Origin of the sequence: Acinetobacter sp. Ac_5812, assembly GCF_013072695.1 — a bacterium.
Lineage (GTDB): Bacteria > Pseudomonadota > Gammaproteobacteria > Pseudomonadales > Moraxellaceae > Acinetobacter.
This window is the reverse complement of record NZ_LXUK01000005.1, coordinates 179,830-202,651: the sequence shown is the minus strand read 5'-3', so window position 1 is coordinate 202,651 and position 22,822 is coordinate 179,830. Positions and strand designations below refer to the sequence as shown.

The window sequence follows — 22,822 nt, the reverse complement described above, 5'->3', positions numbered from 1 at the left end:
CATAAAAACTTCATAAAAAAAGCTCCTCGAAAGGAGCTTTTTCATATAACTCAACTTGAGTTAAATCAAATTACCAAATATCAGAGTCGACTCTTTTCTTCAACTCTGGATAATTATCAATCTTAAACTCAGGTTCTTTAATACCTTTCTTAAGCTGCGAGGTATAGTCTTTTAACAAAGTCCGCGCCATTGGCGTTAACAGCAAGATTGCGATCAAGTTAATCGTTGCCATGATACCCATGAACAAGTCAGCCATTGACCAAACCAGTGGAACACTACCGATCGCACCGAAATACACCATCACCAATACAAAGATTCGGAAGATGAACATCACTTTCGGATTGTTATTAATAAACTGCACATTACTTTCTGCATAAGCATAGTTACCTAGAACAGCTGAGTAACAGAATAAGAATAATAAGATCGCAAGGAAATCACCGCCCCAGCTACCCACTTGTGTCTCTAGTGCACGTTGGGTCAGTTCAACACCAACAAAGCCCGCATCATGGTAAACACCCGACACCAAGATAATGATCGCGGTACTGGTACAGACAATAAAGGTATCTACGAATACACCGAGCATTTGAACCAAACCTTGGTTCACTGGATGTTTTACATCCGATGCTGCCGCCGCATTCGGTGCAGAACCCATACCTGCTTCGTTTGAGAACAAACCACGCTTAATCCCTTGCATCATTGCCATCGAGATCATTGCACCAAAGAAACCACCCGCTGCTGCATTAAACTGGAATGCTTCAGTGAAGATTAGTTTAAAGATACCTGGAAGAAGTTCGTAATTGCTGATCGCAATATACATCGCCACTGCTAAATACAGACCTGCTTTTAACGGTACAAACATTTCTGCAAATTTAGCGATACGCTTAATACCACCAAAAATAGCCAGAGCAACCAAGACAACGAGCGCCAGACCAACCCATGAGATTTCTAAATCTACACCGCCTAAGTGAGCGATGAGATTGGCTTTGTCCCAACCCCATGCATGTGAAGATGCATTGGCAATCGCATTAATCTGAACTGAGTTAAATACAAAACCATAGGTAAAGATCAGTGCAAGCGCGAAGATCACACCAAAGGTTTTGCTACGTAAGCCTTGAGTAATATAATAAGCCGGTCCACCGCGGAATTGCTTACTGTTACTGTCTCTGACTTTAAACAATTGTGCGAGTGAGGATTCGATAAATGCTGAGCTCATCCCGAGAATCGCAGTAAACCACATCCAGAACACCGCACCCGGTCCACCAATCGCAATCGCAATTGCAACACCCGCAATATTACCTACACCCACACGGCTTGCTAACCCCGTTACAAAAGCCTGAAATGGTGTAAGTCCATGTGAATCTTTCTCTTCACCTTTCGTACGACTGCTCTTCATCACCTTGATACTGTGGAAGAACATTCTAATCTGTACAGCTTTCGTTGCAACAGTATAGAAAATACCGACTGCAAGCAGGAAAACAACGAGAAAGTCCCATAAAGGATCATTGAAAAAACTTACCCAAGCCATCAGGGTGTCATTTAATTTTTCATTCATCACTTATTCGCTTTTAAATATTTTATGTACATCCGTACATATACGATAACAATGGATGAATCAAAAAAGCCCCGCTTGGGGCTTTTGATCCGACTTAGGCAAAGAATTTCAAAATTAATTGAATTACTGTTGCGTTAATTAAATCAACGAAGAACGCACCACAAAGCGGAACAATCAAGAAGGCTTTATGAGATGGTCCATACATATTGGTAATCGCTTGCATGTTTGCAACTGCAGTTGGTGTTGCCCCCATACCAAAACCACAGTGACCTGCCGCCAATACCGCTGCATCGTAGTTTTTACCCATGACGCGGAAGGTAATAAATGCAGCATATAATGCCATCGTAATGGTTTGCGCACCTAAAATAACGACAAGCGGGCCAGCCAAATCTGCCAACTGCCATAATTTCAATGAAAGCAATGCCATTGCAAGATAAAGCGATAATGATGCATTACCAAACACATCAATTGCACGGTCAAAGATATCTACTTTTAATACGCTTTCTAAGACATTACGCAAGATCACACCACCGCCAAGTGCCCAAACAAATGTTGGTAACTCGAACCAAGTGCCCTTACTGAAACCAGTCATGAATTCTGCAAATGCCAAACACGCAGCAAACATACCCAAAGTCGTAATCGCATTATCAGCCGTAATTAAACGAACCTGATGTGGATTTTCAAATGGTGCTAGCTCGTCTGGATGTTGATCTAAATGCGTATCGCGATTTTTGATTTCAGCTGGGGTCTGTGCTTGAGCAAGGCTATAACGGTTAATCAACAACTTCGCCAATGGACCACCGATAATACCACCGATAATCAGACCGAAAGTTGCACTCGCCATACCTAGAGCCAACGCACCTTGAATTCCATGCTGAGTCTCAAGAATTTCACCCCAAGCACCTGCGGTACCATGACCACCGGTCAATGTGATTGAACCTGCAATCAAACCAATTAAAGGATCAATACCCAATAGAGTAGCGAGGCTCATACCCACAGCATTCTGCACCACAATAAATGAAGCGACGCAGATCAAGAATAGAACTAAACCAATCCCTCCTTCTTTGAGCTTCATGAAATTCGCACTTAAGCCAATCGAAGCGAAGAAGATCAACATAAAACTGGTTTGTAATTCACTACTAAAGACAATACTGTAACCCCAAAGTGAGTGTACAAGTAGTGAAAGTACCGCGGCAACCAAACCACCAGCCACAGGCTCAGGAATGTTATAGCGTTTTAAGAAGTCAATTTTATTAACGAGCAAACGTCCTAATAACAAGACGATGACCGCCGAAATTAGGGTATAGAAACCATTAAAAGTAAATTCCATATCTTCTTCCGTTTATTTTATTCGTTCTACCGGTGGTTTTTTCACCACTTTGGAACGCATAAAATAGTAACTCTCAAAATGAGTGAAAACTCAATCAACTTAATAAAAAGCATACAGTTCTAAGCAAGAACTAAGGCCTATTTCATCGATCAGTTTTCACGGATGATTTACACCTACTGGATAGGTGGCTTAGAAGTTATAGCGAGCCATGGCCCCTACACGATTATCCTTACCTTTTTGTCCATCAAAGGTCTTACGTTCACCGTAGACATACTCTAGACCAAACGTAATCGGTGTAACTGGCGAATACATGATATTCCACCAACCTTGTTGCAAAGTTTTGTTCTGTGCAGCATCTTTTGCAATCACCGCTTGTTTAGCAAAGTCATTGCTATCATCAGCAAACATGGCGCCATAAGCCAACGTGCTACGTAATTTAGAATTAATTTGATAAGTCGCACCGAGCGTCAACGCATCAAACTCATTTAGGTTTAAACCAAAATTATTCGGGTTTACGTTGTAAGCATTGTTGGTATACAACAAGAATTTGCTGTCACCTTTGACATGCGAGTAATCAATCATCGCCTGTAAAGCATCGCTGAACTTATATTTCGCACCAAGCGCAACACCCCAGCCTAATTCTGAATCATCAGCACTGAGCTGTTTGTCATTGTTATAGGCAGCTTTACTGCGGGCTTCAGTAAGTAACACACGTGCAGAACTTGTACCCTGACCTTCAGCAAAATCATATTTTAATTTTGAAGTTAACGCAGGTGCACGGTTATCATCATTGCCTTTTTCTAAGGCAACGAAATAATGTGTATTCGGATTCAATGCACCGCTATAACGAACCATTGGTGTACGGTAAGTACCAATACCCAGTGGTGAGTTGAAATCTAACATTTCTGGCTGTAAATCTGTTGCCAAGAAAGTCGAAGTGGTTTGACCAAATAACCAATCATTAAAGGTTAAATAAGCATGACGGATACGAATGGTGTCATTGCTGCTACCACCACGGAAGTCAACTTCCAGTTTACCGCCGACTTCTGCGCCTTCCACAGGCGCTTTAAAATCAAGCCCTAAACGCGTAACCGTTGCCGTGCTATAGAAACGATCACTGTTCTTTTCAGCGCCTTCTAAATCCACTTTATTGATACGGTTAAAGATCCCGTCACCACCTTTGGCTTGATAAGAAGCATCGCCACGCAAGAAACCATGTAATTTAACTTCTGCGCCAGAAGCAGTGTTAAACACCAATTGTGATTTCTTTGGAACCGCAGGTGCAACCGCTGCATTTGCAGGGTGATCTGGATGTGTTTCCTTAAAATTAGAATGTTCCTTTACTTGTGCAAGGTCATTTTGTTGTTTTGCTTGGGGAACATATTGCTGTAATAACGCTTTTAATTCCTTTACTTCATCACGAAGTTGCTGAATCTGTTCTTGCTCACTAGCAGCATGCGTGTTGTTCATCATTAAGGCTGCAACTGTAAGTGCTAAACCTTGCATGATAAACGGCTTACGGATGAGAGATAAACTCATGAGAAGCTCCTTGTATATGGTGTATATTTCAACATTTCCCACAGACGTAAAATTGGATAAATTCAATACATCTGTAAATAGAAAATTCCCCCTCACCCAATCAGTAAGGAAAGCCTAATCAATTTTTAAAAAGGGCGTATTATGCATAAATTTCGGATATTGTGTGTACTTTTTATTTAAGGAGTTTTACCCATTTTCATGACAATAAAAAAATAATTTTTCGATTTCATTATGTTACTAATAGTTTTCTTTTTCACACAAACTGCACAAAACTTTAAAAATGAGTAACAAGACACATTAATTCTTTCTTTTCAGTGATCACTTTTTATACTCAATTAAAATTTTCCGTGAAAATCATCACTAAAGTTTATTTATTGATTTATAGTCTGCGGATACGACAAAACCAACATGATCAGGAGTTTTTATGAACACGGAACACGTCCGCTATGTAGATGAAGCGATTACATCTCGCCATTCAGTCCGTGCATTTTTAGACACCCCGATTGAGACGCAAACCATTAAAGATATTTTAGCGGTTGCCAGTCGCGCACCTTCAGGAACCAATGTTCAGCCATGGAAAGTTTATGTTGTGACAGGGCAAAAACGCGCAGAGATGATAGACCGTGTCTGTGCCGCACAGATTGAACTATTACAAAAACCAGAACTGGCAGTGCAATATCAAGAAACCTTTGCCTATTATCCTGCAACGTGGATTTCACCGTTTATTGATCGTCGTCGTGCCAATGGTTGGGGACTGTATGGCTTATTGGGCATTCAAAAAGGCGAAAAAGAAAAAATGGCAGCGCAGCAATTGCGTAACTTCCAATTGTTTGATGCACCCGTAGCCCTATATTTTACCGTCAATAAAGTGATGGGCATCGGTTCAAAAATGGATATTGCCATGATGATTCAGAATGTCATGGTGGCTGCTAAAGCACGTGGCTTAGACACATGTCCACAGGCGGCATGGAATCATTTCCATCCAATCGTGCTGGATATTTTGGGTGCACCAGAAGATGAAGAACTGGTCTGTGCGGTGGCTTTAGGTCATGCAGACCCTGAGCATATTGTGAATACTTTTATTACCCCGCGTGAACCCGTTGAGAACTTCACAGTGTTTTTAGACTAGACCTGTAAACAAAGCAGTTTCTCTAGGCAGAGAGACTGCTTTGTTGTTTTCCAACTTTTAAAATGGCAAAAAAACCAGCACTGGTAAATAAAAGCATCATGATGCCCATGTTGAGAGATGCCTTCCACACCAAGAAATTCAAAATAATCCCTGCCAGTAAACCACAAGCAAACTGCATACTGCCCATGATGGCACTGGCCGTACCTGCACGTGCACCTTGTTGAGACATCGCCAAAGCCATCGCATTCGGCCCAGTTAGACCAATTCCAGACACCACCAAAAATAAGCCAGACATTAGAAGTAATAACGGTGCATCTGCCATCAGCCCCGCACACAGTACAATCAATGCCCCAAAACACTGGATTAAACCACCAAGGCGTAAACGCTGAAAAATTCCCATTCGGGTATTCAAATGTTTATTCAGCGAAGACATCAACATGATCCCTGCGGCATTTAAAGCAAAGGCATAGGAAAAATGTTGCTGCGACAAACCATATTGTCCCATAAACACTTCGGAAGCCGAGCTGATATAGCAGAATAAGGCTGCCCCAGTTAAACAACCCGCAAACATCGGCACACGGAAACTTTCATCTTTTAAAATTGCAGCATAAAGGGTCGTGACTTGATAAGCCGAGAGTTTTAAACGGCGTTCGACAGGTAGAGATTCTTTAAAGAAGAAATGCACACAAAGCCAACACATCACCCCGATCATTGATAAAGTGATAAAAATTGCTTGCCATGGAAAGAAGTTAAGAATCCATGCACCAAAGATTGGCGCCAGAATCGGTGCCAGCCCCATCACAATCATCATGCTGGAAAAGGCTTGTGCAGAGCCATGCATATCCAGACGATCACGAATGGTTGCTCTCGCCATGACTACACCGACACAGCCACCTAAAGCTTGAAAGATACGAGCTGCAATCAAAGCCCACTCATTGCTTGCAAATACACAGGCCAAGCTGGCAATTGCATACAAGGCCAAGCCAAAATATAAAGGCTTTTTACGGCCAATCCGGTCACTGACAGGTCCATAAATCAACTGTCCAATCGCCAGTCCCAAGAAATAAGCGGGTAAGGTATTGGCAACCATTTGAGTACTGACCCCGAACTCATCTGCCATTTGCGGCAGTGCAGGTAAGTACATATCAATCGATAGCGGCCCTAATGCGGTTAACAAAGCAAGCAACAAAATCCATGCTGTTGAATATTGACGCTGATTGGTTTGCTCTGCCTGCATAATGCTCTACTTTTCATGTTAATCACCATTCTAAGCTTAGCATCCTCAACATATTTGTGCATAATAAGAATCAGAAAATTGATTGCAGAATACAAAAAGGACAAACTTTGAATCCTTGGTTCGGACGTTTAAGACAAGCAACCTATAACACCACATTGATGTATAACGTGCGTATGTTAATCGCCTTTACGGGGACTGCTTTTGTTCCCTATCTTTTAGATTATCAATTGGCAACGATTCCCTTAACACTCGGTGTCGTTGCAGCAGCCATTAGTGATATTGATGACCGCTTTTCTGTGCGCATCATGAACCTGATTTATACCTATATTGGGTTCTTCATTACAGCGGCTTCGGTTCAACTGTTATTCCCCTATCCGATCGCCTTTGCAATTGGATTAATCGCCTCTTGTATCGGCTGGATCTTATTGGGTTCTTTAGGTCGTCGCTATGCCACCATTGCCTATGGTTGTCTGGTCATTTCGGTCTATTCCATGTTGGGCGTACATTTATTTGAACAATGGTATCTGCAACCTGCTCTGCTTGTTGTCGGTGCGGCTTGGTATGGTTTACTTTCAACCATCAGCTTTCTGCTGTTCCCTGTCCGAAAAGTTCAGGATCAACTTTCAGCTTCCTATTCAGCCCTCGGTAGCTTTTTATTTGCTAAGTCAAATCTATTTGATGTGGACATGACGCCATCAAGCTATCAACAAAGCATGATTGATATCGCCTTGGAAAATGGCAAATTGGTGGGGATCTTCAATGACCTCCGTATGTCGTTATTGACTCGTTTGAAGGGCGACCGAGGACAAAAAGATACTCGGCGCAGTCTGCAATATTATTTTGTGGCACAAGATATTCATGAACGCGCGGACTCGGCGCATATCGATTATCAAAAGCTGGCAAAGGTCTTTCAGCACAGCGATATCTTATTCCGCTTTCAACGGATTTTATCTATTCAAGGCAAAGCCTGTCAGGACTTGGCACAATCCATTTTAAGCCGTACCCGTTATGTGCATAACAAGCGCTTTAAACACAGTTTTGAAAATTTAAGACTGTCCTTAGAAAAACTGCGTGAAGATGGACATTATGATCAGGTACGGGTGAATGCCTTATTTGCGCTCTATCAAAACCTGAAGTCAATTGATGCGCAATTACAGAACCTAGAGACCGAACGGAATCTGCAAAAGATTGATGCAGAGCATGCAGAAAGTCAGCTCAAAGATGATGATCTCAAAGGCTGGAATGACATCATGGTTCGGGTGAAACAGCATCTCACACCTGAATCGGTACTCTTCCGTCATGCCGTGCGTTTATCCATCGTCCTCTTTATTGGTTATCTGTTTATCCAGATGACCAATATTGCTTATGGTTACTGGATTTTATTAACGGCATTGTTTGTCTGCCAACCCAACTTCAACGCCACCAAGCGACGTTTATATCTACGTATCATCGGAACCCTGATCGGGATTATTGTGGGTTTAGCGATTATCTATTTTATTCCTTCAATCGAAGGTCAATTGGTCATGCTGATCCTGAGTGGTGTCCTATTTCTGGAACTGCGGAGTAAACAATATGCACAAGCCACTGCCTTTATTACCATTCTCGCCTTAATCAACTTTAACCTAGATGGCTCTGCATTCGCAGCGGGTTTACCCCGTTTTATTGATACGGTGATTGGCTGTGCTTTGGCATGGTTTGGGGTTAGCTTTATCTGGCCAGACTGGAAGTTCCGTAGATTGCCCCGCTCAATTCAACGCTCCTTACAGGCGCAATGTAAATATCTGGCCGAGGTGGTGGAACAATATCATCAGGGCCGTAACAATGCCTTGAACTACCGAGTGGTTCGACGCGCTGCGCACAATACCGATGCAGAAGTCGCTTCATTGATTTCAACCATTGCAACTGAACCAAATATTGATATGAACCGAAAAAGTTTGGCTTTTGAATTTTTATGTCTCAGCCATACCTTTTTAAGTTATATCGCAGCCTTGGGGGCACATCGTGAACAAATTCAAGATCAGGAAGTGCTGAGCTTACTCGATCAAGCTTTGGATGATATTCAAGGTGCCTTGCTCAGAGATGAAGTCCCTGATTTATCAGCACAAAATCTAATGCAAACCATTCGTGAACGCTTGGGCCGCAATGATGACAACGACCCGAAATCGCTGATTATTTTGCAGCAGCTTTCGCTCATGCTGAGTGTGTTAACACGCTTAAGTATGTTGAAACAAAGTCTGAGCCATGAACCGAATGAAGATGGTACCGAATTTGCTTCACTTTAAAGGCTGTTGTGAATGCAATCGCCACCGATGTTCGCCATTGGCATAATATCTTTGCATGCCAATAGATGTTAAACTAAACCCAGTTATATACTCATTTTTTATACTATGACCGCCAAAACGCTATACGCTTATACGCTACAACCTGTTCCTTACGAAGTTTCTGAAGCTGAACAACGTCAAGCTCAACTGATGATTTGGCGTAGTACCAACAAATTCAGCCGCAAAGCATGGATGATTATGATTGCACTGGTTGTGCTTTCATTGGTTGCTGCAGGACTTATTAAATATTATTCAACCTACTCAACCGTGATTTGTTGGGTGGTGATTGTGAGTGTGGTGCTGTTCTATTTGATCAAACGTTTTGGTCTAGAATGGTACGTTAAACGCAAGATGACTGAATTCCCTGTACAGGAAATTAAAGGTCTACGTTTAGGTGTACAACCTCACGGTATCGTGATGCGCCAAAAAATGGGCCTACAAGAAGGTACTGCAACCATTGGCTGGAAAGACATTTACGAATGGTATAGTTCACCTGACTTTATTTTGGTGAACTTCAAAGTAAAAGCAAAAGGTGAAGAACAACAAGGTGCCTATATTTTGCCAAAACGTATGGACTCAAAGAATTTCTCGTTCAATACCATACGTAGACATTTGAATGAAACAGTTGGCGCAGCCAAATCAATCTAAACATTAAAGATTGATTCAAAAACCTCCCTTGATGGGAGGTTTTTTACTGGATGCATAAAAGAAAAATTTAAGGATAAGGTCTTTATTTTATTTATTTTTAAAATGCATCGGCTAGCTATTCCAGTCTATGCGCCGATCTAAGAATGCATGCTTCAAGTTTAGCTTTGGCTCAGATTGTAGCTTGCCGAAATACTCAAGCTTCTGATCATCTTTAATGTCAAAACGTTTCATCCATGCTTCTGCTCGATAACCTTTAAGCAGAGGTATTTCTTCTGTATCGTAGTTGCCTCTATGCAGCGTCTGTATCCTTTCGGCTCGTAATGGCTTCAGAATACGATTGAGTAAGACATAAGGTGCAGGCAGAGGGTCAACTTCGTCAGAACCGCTTAAAGGGAGATTGCCTGCTTGAATCACGATGCCAATCCCATAATCGTACCCAATAAACCAGCTCATTGGTAATTCACTATTTAGGGCTTCTTGTTCACGAATTTTATTAAACCATTCGTTGTTAATTGCAGTGAGCCAACTGACTGTTTTTATGCCATTAAGCAAATAACTTGCGTCAAGGAATGGATTCCCGATATCCATTGCCCAAAATTTACGAGATAAATAGGCTTCTGTCGGTTCATTCTTGTCATCACGGATTTGAGAAATAATACAAGCATAGCCCGCATAACCATGACTGGCTTTTAAGCGTCGAGCACAGTTGATAAATAACTCAATAAAAACTTTGGTGTTTTCTTCTACCCATTCAACAGGCATCGAAAAAGTTAAGGTACTTTGATATGTCCCATTTTCTATTTGCCATTTACTTTTTCCGCTAATATTACACTCCCATGCGCCCGTCGCAAATTTCTCCTTTCCGCTGGCATATAGCAAATTAAATGCTTTCATTTGGCTGTAGGATTTCAAAATATCTGTTAATGGTTTTGTATCTTTATAGGCTGAAGTTGCTTTTTCGCCTTTGGGTGGTTCATCTTGCCATAACCATGTTAAATGACTTTTAGCAATTTTTTGATAATCATCAAAGCATTGCACTATGGCTTCACGCATTTCATCGCTATAGCCTTCTTTAAAATAAAGGACGGCACGAATGGCAGGGATTGCCCCAACATAATCTTCAGGTCCTTGTGGAGTGAAAATCCCTCCACCAATTGCGCCTTTTTCCTGTTGGTCAGCCCAAACTTTATAATCTTCTTGATTTTTAAAATGCAAAGACCTACCCCCAATCAACACGCCGATCCAAGAATGCATGTTTCGAGTTTAACTTTGGCTCAAATTGTAGCTTGCCAAAATACTCAAGCTTCTGATCATCTTTAATGTCAAAACGTTTCATCCATGCTTCGGCTCGATAACCTTTAAGCAGAGGTATTTCTTCTGTATCGTAATTACCTCTATGCAGCGTCTGTATCCTTTCGACTCGTAATGGCTTCAGAATACGATTGAGTAAGACATAAGGTGCAGGCAGAGGGTCAACTTCGTCAGAACCACTTAAAGGGAGATTGCCTGCTTGAATCACGATGCCAGTCCCATAATCGTACCCAATAAACCAGCTCATTGGTAATTCACTATTTAGGGCTTTTTCTTCACGAATTTTATTAAACCATTCATGGTTAATGGCAGTAAGCCAACTGACTGTTTTTATACCATTTAATAAATGATCTGATTCTAGGAATGGACTACCGACATTCATTGCCCAGAGTTTACGAGACAAGTAGGCTTCGGTTGGTTCATTTTTCTCAGATCTAATCTTAGAGATGATACAGGCATAGCCAGCATAACCATGATTGGCTTTTAAGCGTTGCGCGCAGTTAATAAATAACTCAATAAATAATTTTGTATTCTCTTCAACCCATTCGACTGGCATGGAAAATGTTAAATTACTTTGATAAATTTCCATTTCTGATTGCCACTTGCTACCCCCTCCAACATTAAATTCCCAAGCGCCTGTAGCAAATTTTTCTTTGCCACTGGTATATAGCAAATTAAATGCTTTCATTTGGCTGTAGGATTTCAAAATATCTGTTAATGGTTTTGTATCTTTATAGGCTGAAGTTGCTTTTTCACCTTTGGGTGGTTCATCTTGCCATAACCATGCTAAATGACTTTTAGCAATTTTTTGATAATCATCAAAGCATTGCACTATGGCTTCACGCATTTCATCGCTATAGCCTTCTTTAAAATAAAGCACAGCACGAATGGCAGGAATGGCCCCAACATAATCTTCAGGTCCTTGAGGAGTGAAAATACCTCCACCAATTGCGCCTTTTTCCTGTTGGTCAGCCCAAACTTTATAGTCTTCTTGATTTTTAAAATGCATAACTTTGTCCAAATCACCAAGCTGGAGAGGGTTTAGGGAGTGGAAAACGAGGTTTAGGTGTTTTGCCTTTGGAAATAAAAAATAAAAGTGTTCCTGCTATTGCAGCAGCCCAAGCTGCTGCGGTCGATACTTCTGTTGCATTGCCATCTTTTTGATTGCCGCAATCACATTCATTTGCATCTAGTTGTTTTACTTTACTTTCACCACCTGCAATTCTTGCATAATCTTTTTTTTGCCTTTCAGTAAATACATCATTGCCAAATTTAACTTCAACCACCTGTTTAATATTGTCTTGTGTGGGCGGTTTGGTCGGGTCTTTGACAATGATAACATCAGGACGTCGAATCATACCTTCGCCAGCCTCATAAGGATAGCCTTTGTCCTTTTCCCAGTATTTTTTAATCCATCCTGGAAGATAGTCATGAGCCTTAGTTAAAATTCCTTTGTCCATGATGGGTTCAGGAGGATTTTTATGCATGTCATAGTTTACTTCGGGCTTATAAGGGCTATGATGCCCCAAGAAGCGATCTAGTTCCTTTAAACGCTCAGATACACATGATTGGTACTGATTATGCCCTGCCTTACCTTTATTGGGTCTGGCATCACAATAGCAAATTGCCTTACAGATCACTTCTTTGTCTTGTGGGTCCAGTTGATCATTTCCAATAGCAACAACTTTAATTGTTTGAAGTTGAGCAGGTGCCGTTTTTAATGTTCCAAGAGGTTTTCCTTGTTCAGCCATTGTCCAATTCATCCACTAAATTGAGATGAATTTCTTGCTCAGAAGGCGTATAAATCCAATCAGTAAAGCCTTGATCATCACTTGTATACATCGTACTGGTACCATCAGCTAAAGTGACTCTTACACGACGATTCGTAATTGGTTGTCCTGTATTTTGATCAACCAATTGAAACCGCCCTGTATGATCTTCAGGTGGTGGTACGGTATCTTCACCTTCATCATTAGGGTTCCCCGTCAGTTGAGAACCAAAGGGTGAGCTTGGGTCAACAACCACCAAAAATGAACTTGGAAGGAGGGTTGCACCACATGCCGTTTTCATCGTAGCCAAAGCGACAGGATTACCATCAGGTAGGATAAAATTTTCTGCGCCTTCAGAAATTGGGAACACACCTTTACATTTAGGGCAAGCGACCATATAGCCCTTGCCCGCCATGCCGATACCATTAATTGAAATACTTGAGTGTCCTTGTATAACCACACCACCATGATCTGTCTTGCAACCTTGCACAATTATAGCTAGAGCCATATAGATATCCTTATCATTATTTTTAATTTAACTAAATTATAAACAATAAAAGCCACCTGTATACAGACCAGTCCGTTTTATTGGTAAAATTAAGTAAACCTCTACAGCTTTAAAGAAAATTCAGATTGCACTGAAAGAAATGAGAATCAAAATCAACATTACCTACAAAATCCATATTATGTACTTATTCTTAGGTTATAATTTCTTACATGAACTTCATTATCTTTCCATTTTTTGACCATGTTTAAAAAAGCATTCTTCCAAATTCATTGGTTTTTAGGGATTACCGCGGGGCTTATTCTCTCTTTGATGGGGGTAACAGGTGCAATCTACTCATACGAACCACAGATTCTAAAATGGATCAACCAAGACAGCTATGTTGTTGAGGTTGCTCAAACCCCAAAACTCACGCCTGCTCAGCTGTATCAACATTTCAATCAGCAGCAACCCGAGATTGAAATTAACAGCATTACCATTGCTTCTGACCCAACTGCATCTTCGACCGTCAATATCAAAAAAGAAGGTGCACGTCGTGGCTATAATATGATGGTGAATCCTTATACCGCTGAGGTCCTACCTGATATTAAAGGTCGTGACACGCTGCAATTTATTCAGCGGTTGCACCGTAATTTAACCGCGGGAGAATTTGGGGCACAGATTACTGGGGCATCTACGCTGATGTTGATTTTCTTTGTATTGAGTGGCATCTATCTGCGCTTTCCAAAGAAACATAGCATCAAACAATGGTTATTTATTAAGCCAAAACTGAAAGGTCGTAATTTTATTTGGGATCTACATGCAGTGGTTGGAACCTGGGTGGTGGTGTTCTATCTATTGTTTGCATGCACCGGCTTATATTGGTCTTATGACTGGTGGCGTGCAGGTATGTTCAAAGTCATGGGTGTTGAACAACCACAACGTAATCAACAAAACAATGAACGTGGCAAAAATAAACAGCCTGAGCTGGAAAAAGCACAACTTAACAGCATCCTGACGCAGACATGGACTGGGGTAAATGCGCAGATTGGCCGTGAATACTCAAGCTTAACCCTGAATATTCCAAAAAATGCGGATGCAAAAGTTGAACTCTCGTTTGTCGATGCCATTCCTCAACATGAACGTGCGCGTAACCAAGCAGTCTATAATTATCAAGACAATAAATTCGAAAAATTTGAATTGTATGAAGACAAGCAGCTCAACGAAAAAATCATGAGCAGCATGTTGCCTGTGCATCGCGGCAGCTTTTTTGGTTCGACCTATCAATTTATTGCCATGCTGGCTTCACTGGCCATGCCTTTATTCTTCGTGACTGGTTGGATGTTGTATCTAAAACGTCGCAAACAGAAAAAGCTGACCCTAGCTGCACGTCAGTCTCTTAGTGCACAACAAATTGATCCAAATGCCAAGCCTTGGCTAATCACTTATGCGACGCAAACTGGTGTAGCTGAACAACTGGCATGGCGTACTGCGACCAGCTTGCAGGAAGCGCAACAACCAACGATGGTTAAACCGATCCAGCAATTGACTGAGCAAGACCTGCAACAAGCAGTACAGGTTTTATTTGTGATCAGTACCTATGGCACAGGTGAGGCACCTGATCTGGCCGCAAGTTTTAGCAAGAAACTGATGCAACAAAAGCTTGATCTTAGCCAAATGCAATATGCTGTACTCGCGCTGGGTTCAAAAGAATACTCTGATAGTTATTGCAGCTTCGGCTATGCAGTCGATGCATGGTTAAAACAATGCAAAGCACAACCATTGTTCGATTTGATCGAAGTGGATAATGCCAATGCCAACGATATTCAGCGTTGGAATCAGGGCTTGTCTGTGGTAACCCAGCATGAGCTACATGCAATGAATATTGAGAAAGTATTTGATCAATGGACCTTAAGCGAACGCTCCCTGCTCAATCCAGACAGCCTCGGGCAAGCAGCCTACAATATCGAACTGCGTTCGGCTTCTGATATGACATGGCATGCAGGCGATATTGCTGAGATTCAACCAGCCAATAGCCTTGCTGAAATTCAAAACTTCTTGATCAAGTACCAAACCCCAGCCCACAGTATCGTTAAATCATTGAACCAAAATATTGAACAAGCACTTTGGGATAAAAATTTGCGGGTTGAAATCAAGCCTTTCAGTTCGCTTGAAGATTTACTGGAACAGTTGCCGACTTTACCTACGCGTGAATATTCGATTGCCAGTATTCCATCGCAACAAATACTGCGTCTGGTTGTTCGTCAAAAACGCGATGAAAATGATCAACTCGGCCTTGGTTCTGGTTGGTTAACCGAATTTGCAGAGCTTAAGCAAACGGTTGCTTTACGTATTCGGACCAATGAATCCTTTCATTTAATTGACGATAACCGCCCGATTATCTGTATTGGTAATGGTACAGGTATTGCTGGTTTGATGAGCCTGTTACAACAGCGTAATCGACAAAATTACACGGCAAACTGGCTGATCTTTGGTGAGCGCCAACGCGAACATGATTTCTTCTACCAAGAAACCATTCAAGCTTGGTTAAACATGGGGACACTACAACGTCTGGATTTGGCTTTTTCTCGCGATCAACAACAGCGTATCTACGTTCAGGATATATTACGCAACAATGCTGATGAACTGATCAAGTGGATTGAGCAAGGGGCTGTGATTTATGTCTGTGGTAGTATCGAAGGCATGGCCTCAGGTGTTGATCAAGCTTTGACAGATATTCTCAGCGAAGAAAAACTGGATGAGTTAAGACAAGCTGGTCGTTATCGCCGAGACGTTTATTAATTCTTTTCTATAAAAAACGAGTGCCAACCACTCGTTTTTTTATAAGACATTAAGAGGATTTGCCTTTCTCTGAATTTTGCATACACTTAGCACGGTTCAAATCGACACAATTAAGATTATGCAAATAAGTTCATGGGTTCGTATTATTTTAGCCCTTATCGGTTCAGTTCTGTTCTTAGATGGCGCAATTCTGATCGCCTTTAAAAAGATTCACATCGGAACAGTACTCCCTCTCCTCCTTGGGCTATTTTTCTGTCTCTATGCTTATTTCTACTATCATATTGAACGTTTCTTTTTCTATCATTTCCGCCTGCATTCAATTTGGCGCTTTGGCTGGCTCTGTTTCTGGATCTGGTTAGTGAGCTTAGGCTATTTCTTTGATTATCTATCAGACAATAATGCCAAAACTCAGCACATTCCTGCGGTTAGGGCGATTATTGTACTCGGTAGTGGTGTGGAGAAAGGACAACCATCTGCAACGCTAGCCAAACGTTTAGACCGCGCTGCCCCAATTGCTTTGGCTCAACCACAAGCCAAATTGGTCATGACAGGAGGGATTGATTTTGGTGAAACAGACAGCGAAGCTATCGTGATGTCACGTTACGTACAACAACACTATCACGTTCCTGCATCACAAATCATTTTGGAAGATAAAAGCACCAGCACCGAGCTGAATCTTAAAAATAGCCAACAGCTCTTGCAGGCACAACAGATTAGCATTCAACAACCAATTGCAATCGTAACCAGTGATTTTCATACCTTGCGTGCTGCTGCCATTGCCAAGAAACAGGGCTATACTGATATTACCCTGCTCGGTGCTACCACACCTCTTAGCACACGCTACAATGCATGGCTAAGAGAATATTTCGCCTATGCGAGTGGCTGGATCTTGAATGAATATTGATTGAGGGTCTCCCCCTTCAATACTAGGATGAAGCTGAGTTATGCAAACGAATATCACGTGGTAAAGGAAGTTTTAACTCAGCAAAGACATCTGGACGTTGTAAATATATTTGGTATAAAAAATTCTTAATATCCAATAACAAAGAATCAGGGGAAACCAATAAATTGTTTCCCTCTGGGGTTAAATCTAGAGATAAGATCGTATTATTTTCTTTTAAAAATGGAATCATTTTTTCAATAAAAGCCAGTAAAGTTATTTCCTGAATTTCGTATTGCGCCCAATTGTCTTTAATTAATAGTTTGGCCAAACTTTTATTTTGCCAAACCGATAACGCATGCTGCCCAGAGGGTGTTGAGCATAAGGCCCAACCATCGTGATACAGTGCAATCACGTGGCGTTGCATAACAATATTTTGAATGAACTGACGGTAAGCGTCTTTGAGTGAAGAACCAGAAGGTGTAGTTTGAGATTTCGACGCAGCCTTGCGTTGATAAGGGTTTCTCATAAAGTACTTCAATATTAGAATCATTATTGACGCTAATCATAGAATAACTTTGTATGGATTACAATGATATGAGATTTGGGGAGATATATGGTGGGCGCTGACGGGATCGAACCGCCGACATTCTGCTTGTAAGGCAGACGCTCTACCAACTGAGCTAAGCGCCCTGAGCGAGGATAAACAAAGCGAAGCTTTGTCTGAGCGCAAGAGAAAAATCTTTGATTTTTCTAATGGCATCTCGAATCAGAGATCAAGTATAAAAATACTTGTTAAAACTAACATTCTCTTAAACTGATATCAAGAGAATGGCGCAGCGGACGGGGCTCGAACCCGCGACCCTCGGCGTGACAGGCCGATATTCTAACCAACTGAACTACCGCTGCACTGTACTACTTCTATTAAGAAGTAAATGTCACAAATTATGGTGGGCGCTGACGGGATCGAACCGCCGACATTCTGCTTGTAAGGCAGACGCTCTACCAACTGAGCTAAGCGCCCTAAGGAATAAAAACTGATTAACCATCAATCTTTATGACGCAAGATAAAAATTATCATCTTGTATCCCAAGGTGTTCATTCTTGCAAATTTAAGTGGCGCAGCGGACGGGGCTCGAACCCGCGACCCTCGGCGTGACAGGCCGATATTCTAACCAACTGAACTACCGCTGCACGATAATTTTGCAATCATGACAAACAATTATTAAAACTTAAGTGGCGCAGCGGACGGGGCTCGAACCCGCGACCCTCGGCGTGACAGGCCGATATTCTAACCAACTGAACTACCGCTGCACTTGAGTTTTAACGTAAAGGCTTGGTGGGCGCTGACGGGATCGAACCGCCGACATTCTGCTTGTAAGGCAGACGCTCTACCAACTGAGCTAAGCGCCCTTAACGTCTTCATCGTTTGTGAGGTGCATTATAGAGAATCTTTACAGCCTGTCAAACGCTTTTGCCACTCTTTTCCGAAAAAACCGTACGAATGATTAAAAAATAAGTCATTCCATCAAAAAAATGATATTTTCGTATTTTATTTAAGCACTTATTTGCATTTTCACGCTTTATTTTCTAAGGCTTGTTCAGAAATATAAACCAAAGCTTGTTCAGAAACGAGCTCAAACAGCTCAAGAATTTCATCATTTTTCATACGAACACACCCATGTGACATTGGAATACCCATCGGTTCGGTATCTGGTGTGCCATGAATATAGATATAGCGCTTAAAGGTATCGCGCCCTTCCCCGTGATTAAAGCCTTCCTCCAAGCCATCCAACCATAAAATTCGTGACAATATCCAATCTCGTTGTGGAAATTGTTGGGCTAATTGTTGGTCATACACTTCACCTGTGGGTTGGCGAGCAATAAAGACAGCATTTTTAGGCGCATCACCACCAATCTTTTGCGCAACCTGATGCCAACCTCGTGGAGTCTTGCCACTATTCTCTTGTTCGCCAATACCGTTTTTACCTGAAGAGATCACATAGAATTTATTATGTTTTGGCAAATGTAAGGTTTGTTTTGCTAAATCAATGACGATATCTGCCTGATCTAGGGTATAGCTCATTTTTATCTCGATAGATGATAGAACACTTTTATTTCAACATAGACCGTAATCTTTTTCTTGTACTTTTCAGTAGTTTTAATTGTTCATTGATTTTAAATATAAAAAACAAAACAGCATGATTTATCTTTGAGATTAAGCTAAAAGCAGTGCTTTAAGTTTATTTATCCTTGCCACTCACAGCATATGAGCCATATTTGGCGCAAGGTCTTGCGCTTCGAGCAAAGCGTTGCTTTTCTTAGCACTTTCACTCGAATATAGTTCTCGTTTTGCGCATGAGAAATACATTTCGCAAGAGCGTTGCTTTTCTTAACTCGCCACTCGCGGCATAGCCGCTCGTCTTGCGCATGAGGAATATATTCCGCAAGAGCGTTGCTTTTCTTAACGCTGCTCAGGCTCGGGGCGTAACCACAACCACACAGCCACGATAAACATGGTGACATCGGTAAAAACTTTTACCCAAAATGGCGCATTGGTAAATAGCATCAAAATACCACTGATCAGCATCATGATACTGGCAATCCATTTTGCCTTGCGGGGAACAGTGCCATGCTCACGCCAATTGCGTAAGGTCGGTCCATATTTGGGATGATTCAACAACCATGCATCCATTTCAGGCCAGCCTTTCGATGCAGCCCATGCCGCAAGAATCAGAAATACAGTGGTTGGCATCCCCGGCAGAATTGCCCCAATAATTCCTAACGTAATAAAAATCACGACTAAACTACGCCAGAATAATGTTTTCATTGAGCAATTAACCAACACCGATTTACAACCGTGCTAGTATAAAGTGTTTTTATCGTTCTTTCTTAAACTTCACTTATTATTTCAATGATTGAGTTAATTCATGTCTAACCTGATTGCCACTTCCAGTTATTTTGAACCGTGGTTACAGTTTAATAACCCAATCGTACGACATTTAGCATTTTGTATTGCCAGCCCGAGTATATTGGCTGAAATTCCCAATGAACTTAATGTAAAACATCATTTTGAGCTTCATCACGATTCGATTTGGCACACTCATTATCAAAACTATGAACAGCGATTAAAGCAGCTCGATCAACAGCCTCAGCCACTGATTGATTTTCTGGCACAACTCAAAAGTACCCGTCTCGGTTTGCGTTTTGAGAATTTACTCTGGTTCTGGTTATTGGATGATGACTATCATCCCTACCAACTGTTGGGACATAGTATTCAAAAAATTGCAGGTGCTGTCACCTTAGGTGAACTCGATTTTGTTGTACTCCATACACGAACAAATGAAATTGAACATTGGGAAGTCGCACTAAAATATTATCTGGGTGAAAATGAATTAGATTTAGCGCAATGGTATGGCCTAAACCGAGAAGATACTTTACAGCGAAAGTTAAAACATTTTACTGAACGGCAATTTCAGTTTTCAGAAGCCAATCATCATCAAATTCAAAGAAAGTTTGCAGTAATGAAAGGCCAACTCTATCTACCCCAAGAGCGAAACAACTTAAATCTACCGTCTTGGATCAATACATCACGACGTTTAGGACATTGGGGGACGCACATCCCACAAACACCTTATTACCGCCTACAACGGCATGAATGGCTCTGCCCTGATCTAAAGCCCTCATCACAAACCGCAGTCTGGTGGAGCAATGGTTTGTATTATCAGGACCAGCCAACATCTTCTTATTATATGTTTCGCCAGCCTTCACTTTTATTTATGAAATAAAGTGAATTATTATTCTACAAATTAACATTTTATAACACATCTACCATCAAACCCACATAGTCATTTTCTGTTAACTTTTTTAGCCTCTTAAGTACATCATAATTAAATTGAAATGGAGACGATGATGAAAAAAATTTTAGTTGCTTCAATCATGACTGCTTTTGTTTTAACTGGCTGTAATACATTTAAAGGTATTGGTAAAGATGTGTCTAAGGCAGGTGATAAAGTCACACAAACTGCGGAGAAAACACAAGATAAAATGTAATCCCTGAAAGCAACTTACCAAAACCTTATCTAAACCTAGATAAGGTTTATTTTCCCATACCTTTCTGCTGCATATTCCCCTATTATATCGGTTCACATTTCACCAGATTTAGCTACATCTCGCATGAACCATTCCGATACGCTTGAACTTAGTTTACAACTCCTTCGCCAACCTTCTGTAACGCCTGTAGATCATGATTGTCAAAACATCATGGCAGAACGCTTGGCAAAGATTGGCTTTAATATCGAACACATGCGTTTTGAAGATGTTGATAATTTATGGGCACGCCGCGGTACTGAAAATCCAGTATTCTGCTTTGCAGGACATACCGATGTTGTACCCACTGGCCATTTAGACGCATGGAATTCTGATCCATTTTTACCAAGTATTCGCGATGGTAAGTTGTATGGTCGTGGTTCTGCAGATATGAAGACCGCTTTGGCTGCAATGGTGGTTGCATCTGAACGTTTTGTCGCAAAACATCCTAATCATAAGGGTTCAATCGCCTACCTGATTACCTCGGACGAAGAAGGTCCATCGATTAACGGTACAGTTAAGGTCGTTGAAACATTAGAAGCGCGTAATGAAAAAATGACATGGTGCTTGGTTGGCGAACCATCAAGCACCAATCAACTGGGTGATATCGTTAAAAATGGCCGTCGTGGCTCTCTAAATGCGGTACTCACTGTTCACGGCAAGCAAGGTCATGTTGCCTATCCACATCTCGCTGAGAACCCAATTCATTCTGCGTCTAAAGCCATCAATGAATTGTGTGAAACAGTTTGGGACAACGGCAATGAATATTTTCCTGCAACCTCATTCCAGATTTCAAATATCCAAGCAGGCACTGGCGCAACCAACGTCATTCCAGGGACATTAAAAGTCACCTTTAACTTCCGTTACTCGACTGAAGTGACTGCGGACATCCTAAAGCAGCGTGTACTTGAGACCTTAGATCAGCATAAACTCAATTACGACATCCAGTGGACTTTATCTGGTTTGCCATTCCTGACTCCTGTCGGTGAATTGGTGAATGCTGCAAAAACCGCGATTAAGAATGTCACGGGCGTCGATACTGTGCTTTCAACCAGTGGCGGAACTTCGGATGGTCGCTTTATTGCCCCTACAGGTGCGCAAGTACTTGAACTCGGTGTGTTGAATGCCACGATTCATCAGATTAATGAGCATGTCAATGTCGCTGAGCTTGAGCCATTGGCTGAAATTTATGAGCAAATCTTAATCGAGCTGCTTGCCTAAAAAATAAAAAGAGATCAATAAAAAAGGAACTCATCTGAGTTCCTTTTTTTATTACAACCCGAGCTGGGTTTGTATATTTTGCAAATGAGGAACATAGAATTCATGCTCTCCCATTTTTACATATTTAAAGACTTTGTCGTCATCGGTTTCGCGCTCTTCATCCACAATCTCTGAAATACGCACACGAATCGATTCAGGCATTTCATCGCAGACCAAGGCAAATCGTTCAGAAACGTCATCACCTTCAATCACCAATGCAACCCCTTGTTTTTGTTTTGGATCATTCACGGCATAGACTGGAAGTTTTAGATCATGCCATTCAATATGATCAACATTGGTTTGAGTATCCATTGCTGATAGCACAATATTTTGTGGTAACAGCATCGGTACTTTTTGATGACATTGAATAATATATGCATCAATAAATCCGGTTGAGACCGTAATTAAATGTTGTAACTCTTGCTGGTCAATCTGTCCCAGTGCTGAGTTTGCGCTTTTCTTAGCCATTAT

General features: G+C 41.4%; 20 protein-coding genes and 6 tRNA genes. 8 read left to right on the top strand and 18 right to left on the bottom strand.

Going from position 1 to position 22,822, the window contains the following annotated elements; all coding sequences use genetic code 11:
• Positions 1-70: 70 nt before the first annotated feature.
• The 3 genes from A7P55_RS04395 to A7P55_RS04385 form a co-directional block, all read right to left on the bottom strand.
• Positions 71-1,552, bottom strand: a complete 1,482-nt coding sequence (locus A7P55_RS04395) for an alanine/glycine:cation symporter family protein (RefSeq protein ID WP_171551226.1) — start codon at positions 1,550-1,552, stop codon at positions 71-73.
• A gap of 94 nt (positions 1,553-1,646) precedes the next feature.
• Complete coding sequence (gene gltS / locus A7P55_RS04390) at positions 1,647-2,882, bottom strand: sodium/glutamate symporter (protein ID WP_171551225.1); 1,236 nt, start codon at positions 2,880-2,882, stop codon at positions 1,647-1,649.
• A gap of 189 nt (positions 2,883-3,071) precedes the next feature.
• Positions 3,072-4,421, bottom strand: a complete 1,350-nt coding sequence (locus A7P55_RS04385; RefSeq protein ID WP_171551224.1) for a DcaP family trimeric outer membrane transporter — start codon at positions 4,419-4,421, stop codon at positions 3,072-3,074.
• 424 nt (positions 4,422-4,845) lie between these two features.
• On the opposite strand from A7P55_RS04385, the gene A7P55_RS04380 reads away from it, so the two are divergent.
• Positions 4,846-5,550, top strand: a complete 705-nt coding sequence (locus A7P55_RS04380) for a nitroreductase (protein ID WP_171551223.1) — start codon at positions 4,846-4,848, stop codon at positions 5,548-5,550.
• A 22-nt stretch (positions 5,551-5,572) separates the two neighbouring features.
• Here A7P55_RS04380 and A7P55_RS04375 read toward each other — a convergent pair whose 3' ends face one another.
• Positions 5,573-6,787, bottom strand: a complete 1,215-nt coding sequence (locus A7P55_RS04375; RefSeq protein WP_171551222.1) for a multidrug effflux MFS transporter — start codon at positions 6,785-6,787, stop codon at positions 5,573-5,575.
• A 107-nt stretch (positions 6,788-6,894) separates the two neighbouring features.
• Here A7P55_RS04375 and yccS point away from each other — a divergent pair, with 107 nt between their 5' ends.
• Both yccS and A7P55_RS04365 read left to right on the top strand, forming a co-directional pair.
• Entirely contained in the window at positions 6,895-9,069 is a 2,175-nt protein-coding gene (yccS, locus tag A7P55_RS04370; RefSeq protein WP_171551221.1) for a YccS family putative transporter, read from the top strand.
• 105 nt (positions 9,070-9,174) lie between these two features.
• A complete protein-coding gene (locus A7P55_RS04365) occupies positions 9,175-9,756 on the top strand; it encodes a YcxB family protein (RefSeq protein WP_016541443.1) in 582 nt (193 codons plus the stop codon).
• 111 nt (positions 9,757-9,867) lie between these two features.
• Here the strand turns inward: A7P55_RS04365 and A7P55_RS04360 are convergent, their stop codons facing one another.
• Genes A7P55_RS04360 through A7P55_RS04345 form a run of 4 tightly spaced genes read right to left on the bottom strand, consistent with a single transcriptional unit; the run spans position 9,868 to position 13,344 of the window.
• On the bottom strand, positions 9,868-10,971 hold the full coding sequence (locus A7P55_RS04360) for a type VI immunity family protein (RefSeq protein WP_252727819.1): 1,104 nt from the start codon (positions 10,969-10,971) through the stop codon (positions 9,868-9,870).
• A 4-nt stretch (positions 10,972-10,975) separates the two neighbouring features.
• Positions 10,976-12,076 carry a type VI immunity family protein gene (locus tag A7P55_RS04355; protein WP_171551220.1) on the bottom strand — a complete coding sequence of 367 codons (1,101 nt, stop codon included), beginning with the start codon at positions 12,074-12,076 and terminating at the stop codon, positions 10,976-10,978.
• A 13-nt stretch (positions 12,077-12,089) separates the two neighbouring features.
• A complete protein-coding gene (locus A7P55_RS04350; RefSeq protein ID WP_171551219.1) occupies positions 12,090-12,818 on the bottom strand; it encodes a VRR-NUC domain-containing protein in 729 nt (242 codons plus the stop codon).
• Positions 12,811-13,344, bottom strand: a complete 534-nt coding sequence (locus tag A7P55_RS04345; RefSeq protein ID WP_171551218.1) for a PAAR domain-containing protein — start codon at positions 13,342-13,344, stop codon at positions 12,811-12,813. Before A7P55_RS04345 ends, A7P55_RS04350 begins: the two co-directional genes overlap by 8 nt.
• A gap of 240 nt (positions 13,345-13,584) precedes the next feature.
• On the opposite strand from A7P55_RS04345, the gene A7P55_RS04340 reads away from it, so the two are divergent.
• Both A7P55_RS04340 and A7P55_RS04335 read left to right on the top strand, forming a co-directional pair.
• Positions 13,585-16,122 carry a sulfite reductase flavoprotein subunit alpha gene (locus tag A7P55_RS04340; protein WP_171551217.1) on the top strand — a complete coding sequence of 846 codons (2,538 nt, stop codon included), beginning with the start codon at positions 13,585-13,587 and terminating at the stop codon, positions 16,120-16,122.
• Between the two features lie 118 nt (positions 16,123-16,240).
• Positions 16,241-17,026, top strand: a complete 786-nt coding sequence (locus A7P55_RS04335; RefSeq protein WP_171551216.1) for a YdcF family protein — start codon at positions 16,241-16,243, stop codon at positions 17,024-17,026.
• A gap of 22 nt (positions 17,027-17,048) precedes the next feature.
• Here the strand turns inward: A7P55_RS04335 and A7P55_RS04330 are convergent, their stop codons facing one another.
• The 9 genes from A7P55_RS04330 to A7P55_RS04290 all read right to left on the bottom strand — a co-directional run bounded on the left by A7P55_RS04330 (position 17,049) and on the right by A7P55_RS04290 (position 19,832).
• Positions 17,049-17,531, bottom strand: a complete 483-nt coding sequence (locus tag A7P55_RS04330) for a DUF2750 domain-containing protein (RefSeq protein ID WP_171551215.1) — start codon at positions 17,529-17,531, stop codon at positions 17,049-17,051.
• Between the two features lie 88 nt (positions 17,532-17,619).
• A tRNA-Val gene (locus A7P55_RS04325) sits at positions 17,620-17,695 on the bottom strand.
• A gap of 139 nt (positions 17,696-17,834) precedes the next feature.
• Positions 17,835-17,911, bottom strand: a tRNA-Asp gene (locus tag A7P55_RS04320).
• A 39-nt stretch (positions 17,912-17,950) separates the two neighbouring features.
• A tRNA-Val gene (locus A7P55_RS04315) sits at positions 17,951-18,026 on the bottom strand.
• Positions 18,027-18,119: 93 nt separating this feature from the next.
• A tRNA-Asp gene (locus tag A7P55_RS04310) sits at positions 18,120-18,196 on the bottom strand.
• A gap of 43 nt (positions 18,197-18,239) precedes the next feature.
• A tRNA-Asp gene (locus tag A7P55_RS04305) sits at positions 18,240-18,316 on the bottom strand.
• A 23-nt stretch (positions 18,317-18,339) separates the two neighbouring features.
• Positions 18,340-18,415 (bottom strand) — tRNA-Val (locus tag A7P55_RS04300).
• Positions 18,416-18,578: 163 nt separating this feature from the next.
• Complete coding sequence (elsL, locus tag A7P55_RS04295) at positions 18,579-19,088, bottom strand: cell wall-recycling L,D-carboxypeptidase ElsL (protein WP_171551214.1); 510 nt, start codon at positions 19,086-19,088, stop codon at positions 18,579-18,581.
• Positions 19,089-19,466: 378 nt separating this feature from the next.
• Positions 19,467-19,832 (bottom strand): YbaN family protein, encoded by a 366-nt coding sequence (locus A7P55_RS04290; RefSeq protein WP_004802942.1) that lies wholly within the window; start codon positions 19,830-19,832, stop codon positions 19,467-19,469.
• A gap of 100 nt (positions 19,833-19,932) precedes the next feature.
• On the opposite strand from A7P55_RS04290, the gene A7P55_RS04285 reads away from it, so the two are divergent.
• From A7P55_RS04285 to dapE, 3 genes are all read left to right on the top strand, one after another.
• Positions 19,933-20,790, top strand: a complete 858-nt coding sequence (locus A7P55_RS04285) for a DUF1853 family protein (protein WP_171551213.1) — start codon at positions 19,933-19,935, stop codon at positions 20,788-20,790.
• 121 nt (positions 20,791-20,911) lie between these two features.
• Positions 20,912-21,055: an entericidin A/B family lipoprotein gene (locus tag A7P55_RS04280; RefSeq protein WP_016541456.1), complete on the top strand. Its 144-nt coding sequence runs from the start codon at positions 20,912-20,914 to the stop codon at positions 21,053-21,055.
• A gap of 123 nt (positions 21,056-21,178) precedes the next feature.
• The gene (dapE, locus tag A7P55_RS04275) at positions 21,179-22,312 is read left to right on the top strand and encodes a succinyl-diaminopimelate desuccinylase (protein WP_171551212.1); all 1,134 of its coding nucleotides are present in this window, start codon (positions 21,179-21,181) and stop codon (positions 22,310-22,312) included.
• 51 nt (positions 22,313-22,363) lie between these two features.
• Here dapE and A7P55_RS04270 read toward each other — a convergent pair whose 3' ends face one another.
• Positions 22,364-22,819: a hypothetical protein gene (locus tag A7P55_RS04270; RefSeq protein WP_005206060.1), complete on the bottom strand. Its 456-nt coding sequence runs from the start codon at positions 22,817-22,819 to the stop codon at positions 22,364-22,366.
• Positions 22,820-22,822: the final 3 nt, after the last annotated feature.

Bases quoted from the DNA above. Each gene is read 5' to 3' on its own strand.
- A7P55_RS04350 (WP_171551219.1), bottom strand. From the start codon at position 12,818: ATGGCTGAACAAGGAAAACCTCTTGGAACATTAAAAACGGCACCTGCT.
- A7P55_RS04380 (WP_171551223.1), top strand. From the start codon at position 4,846: ATGAACACGGAACACGTCCGCTATGTAGATGAAGCGATTACATCTCGC.
- A7P55_RS04365 (WP_016541443.1), top strand. From the start codon at position 9,175: ATGACCGCCAAAACGCTATACGCTTATACGCTACAACCTGTTCCTTAC.
- A7P55_RS04345 (WP_171551218.1), bottom strand. From the start codon at position 13,344: ATGGCTCTAGCTATAATTGTGCAAGGTTGCAAGACAGATCATGGTGGT.
- elsL (WP_171551214.1), bottom strand. From the start codon at position 19,088: ATGAGCTATACCCTAGATCAGGCAGATATCGTCATTGATTTAGCAAAA.
- gltS (WP_171551225.1), bottom strand. From the start codon at position 2,882: ATGGAATTTACTTTTAATGGTTTCTATACCCTAATTTCGGCGGTCATC.
- A7P55_RS04270 (WP_005206060.1), bottom strand. From the start codon at position 22,819: ATGGCTAAGAAAAGCGCAAACTCAGCACTGGGACAGATTGACCAGCAA.
- A7P55_RS04285 (WP_171551213.1), top strand. From the start codon at position 19,933: ATGTCTAACCTGATTGCCACTTCCAGTTATTTTGAACCGTGGTTACAG.
- A7P55_RS04355 (WP_171551220.1), bottom strand. From the start codon at position 12,076: ATGCATTTTAAAAATCAAGAAGACTATAAAGTTTGGGCTGACCAACAG.
- dapE (WP_171551212.1), top strand. From the start codon at position 21,179: ATGAACCATTCCGATACGCTTGAACTTAGTTTACAACTCCTTCGCCAA.
- A7P55_RS04335 (WP_171551216.1), top strand. From the start codon at position 16,241: ATGCAAATAAGTTCATGGGTTCGTATTATTTTAGCCCTTATCGGTTCA.
- A7P55_RS04385 (WP_171551224.1), bottom strand. From the start codon at position 4,421: ATGAGTTTATCTCTCATCCGTAAGCCGTTTATCATGCAAGGTTTAGCA.
- A7P55_RS04340 (WP_171551217.1), top strand. From the start codon at position 13,585: ATGTTTAAAAAAGCATTCTTCCAAATTCATTGGTTTTTAGGGATTACC.
- A7P55_RS04375 (WP_171551222.1), bottom strand. From the start codon at position 6,787: ATGCAGGCAGAGCAAACCAATCAGCGTCAATATTCAACAGCATGGATT.
- A7P55_RS04330 (WP_171551215.1), bottom strand. From the start codon at position 17,531: ATGAGAAACCCTTATCAACGCAAGGCTGCGTCGAAATCTCAAACTACA.
- A7P55_RS04290 (WP_004802942.1), bottom strand. From the start codon at position 19,832: ATGAAAACATTATTCTGGCGTAGTTTAGTCGTGATTTTTATTACGTTA.
- A7P55_RS04395 (WP_171551226.1), bottom strand. From the start codon at position 1,552: ATGAATGAAAAATTAAATGACACCCTGATGGCTTGGGTAAGTTTTTTC.
- A7P55_RS04280 (WP_016541456.1), top strand. From the start codon at position 20,912: ATGATGAAAAAAATTTTAGTTGCTTCAATCATGACTGCTTTTGTTTTA.